Origin of the sequence: uncultured Planktosalinus sp. (genome assembly GCF_963973675.1) — a bacterium.
Lineage (GTDB): Bacteria > Bacteroidota > Bacteroidia > Flavobacteriales > Flavobacteriaceae > Planktosalinus.
On sequence record NZ_CAXBAN010000400.1, the window covers coordinates 1 to 2,312 of the forward strand.

General features: G+C 43.2%; 2 protein-coding genes. One reads left to right on the forward strand and one right to left on the reverse strand.

The window, feature by feature from the left end; translation table 11 throughout:
• Window positions 1-32 precede the first annotated feature (32 nt).
• On the forward strand, window positions 33-1,034 hold the full coding sequence (locus AACY61_RS12605) for a pirin family protein (protein ID WP_339611932.1): 1,002 nt from the start codon (window positions 33-35) through the stop codon (window positions 1,032-1,034).
• Between the two features lie 16 nt (window positions 1,035-1,050).
• On the opposite strand, the gene AACY61_RS12610 is transcribed toward AACY61_RS12605, so the two are convergent.
• The coding region (locus AACY61_RS12610; RefSeq protein WP_339611933.1) for an FAD-dependent protein at window positions 1,051-2,312 on the reverse strand (1,262 nt) is incomplete at its 5' end.

A 2,312-nucleotide genomic window follows, 5' to 3' on the forward strand; every position in this document is an offset into this window, starting at 1 on the left:
TTGTAATTTTACCTTTAAACAGACTTTAAACCATGACAGCAATAAAAAAAGTTAAACAACTCGGATTTCACTGGGAAACACAAGACCCTTTTTTATTTTGTGCTTACCACAAAGATCAATTTCCCAAAGGCAATGAGCATTTAGGTCCTGACCCTGAACTGCTTCAGGGCAGACCCATTGGTCAGGATTTTACTTTAAAAAACGGTTGGCGCATGTATCACGGACAACGAGTGCCCGGTTTTCCGGCTCACCCTCATAGTGGCTTTGAAACAGTAACTTTGGTTGAACAAGGTTTTGCAGATCACAGCGATTCGCTGGGTGCCGCAGGGCGTTTTGGAAACGGCGATGTGCAATGGATGACCGCCGGTAAAGGAGTGATGCATTGTGAGATGTTTCCATTATTGAACCAAGAAAAAGAAAATCCCTTTTTGTTATTTCAGCTATGGCTTAATCTCCCTAAGAAAAGTAAGGGAGTAGACCCCTATTTCAGAATGCTATGGAATGAAGAAATTCCCGTTGTTAATGAAAAGGGGGTTCAATTGAAAATTGTGGCCGGTTCTTACAAAGGCACAAAAGCAGCAGCACCAACTCCCAATTCATGGGCGGCAGAAGACATAAATGAAGTTGCTATTTGGACCATTAAAATGGAAGCCGGTGCCAAATTGGAAATCCCTACAGCTTCTGATGGAACTAACAGAACACTTTTCTTTTACAACGGAAATGAGATTGAAACAGAAGGGTTCACTATTCCAAAAGAACATTCTTTGGATTTAATTCCAACTGAATCTATCACAATTAAAAATGGTGATACTCCTGCTGAGTTATTATTCCTTCAAGGCAAACCCATTGGAGAACCGGTAGTGCAACAAGGACCTTTTGTAGCCAATTCTCATCAGGGAATTCAGGAAGCAATTTCTCAGTATCAAAAAGATCAGTTTGGGGGGTGGCCCTGGGAGAGCTATGAAAATGTACACGCTGCTAACAAAGGACGTTTTGCTGTTCACGCTGATGGACGTGAGGAAGTGAAATCTTGATTTAAATTTTTGATAATTACTTAGTTGCCATTTCAGCGCACTTCTCCCCATCAATGGCTGCCGAAACAATTCCTCCCGCATAACCTGCGCCCTCCCCACAGGGATACAATCCTTTGATTTGAATGTGTTCTAAAGTAAGTGGGTTTCTGGGAATTCGCACCGGTGAAGAAGTGCGCGACTCAGTGGCGTGTACCACAGCCTCATTGGTAAAATAGCCTTTCATGCTCTTATTGAATTCCACAAACCCTTTTTGAAGTCGGGAATAAATAAACTGGGGTAAAACACTTCCCAATTCCACAGAATTCACTCCGGGTTTATAGGAAGTTACAGGCAAATCGTTTGATAATTTACCCTCACTAAAATCCACCATCCGTTGTGCGGGAGCGGTTTGTGTCTTGCCTCCCTCCAACCAGGCTTTTTGTTCAACCTGCTGCTGAAAATACATGGCGGCCAAAGGCGAATCACCAAATGTTTTAAAGTCTTTAGGTCCCACTTCTACTACAATCCCTGAATTGGCCGTAGCCTGATCGCGTTTACTGGGTGACCAACCATTGGTAACCACCTCTCCGGGTGAAGTGGCACAAGGTGCTATAATTCCACCAGGACACATACAAAATGAATAGACCCCTCTCCCATCCACTTGCCTTACGATACTATACGGGGCCGGTGGTAAAAACGCACCACGATAGTCACATTTATACTGTATGCTGTCTATCAGCTCTTGTGGATGTTCAACTCGCACACCTAAAGCAAAAGGCTTGGCTTCAATGGCAATACCTTTACGATGCAACAACTCAAACATATCACGAGCAGAATGACCGGTTGCCAGAATGAGCTTTTTCGTTTCCAATCGATTCCCATTTTGAAGCAAAACACCTTCAACAGCAGCGTTTGTTAGCAAAATATCCACCACCCGACTGTTAAAGTGAACCTCACCTCCAAAAGTTTCAATAGTTGCTGTTATTTCCTGAATAATCCCCGGAAGTTTGTTGGTTCCAATATGTGGATGGGCATCCACTAAAATTTGTTTGGTTGCTCCAAAGGCTACCAACAACTCCAGTATGCGTTGTACATCACCCCTCTTTTTACTTCGTGTATAGAGCTTTCCGTCAGAATAGGTGCCGGCACCCCCTTCTCCAAAACAATAATTGGAATCTTCATTGACTACATGTTCAATGTTTAGCTTTTTTAAATCACGACGGCGTGCCCGAACGTCTTTGCCTCTTTCAATGACAATTGGTTTCTTTCCCATTTCAATACACCGAAGTGCAGCAAAGA

Bases quoted from the DNA above. Each gene is read 5' to 3' on its own strand.
- AACY61_RS12605 (WP_339611932.1), top strand. From the start codon at position 33: ATGACAGCAATAAAAAAAGTTAAACAACTCGGATTTCACTGGGAAACA.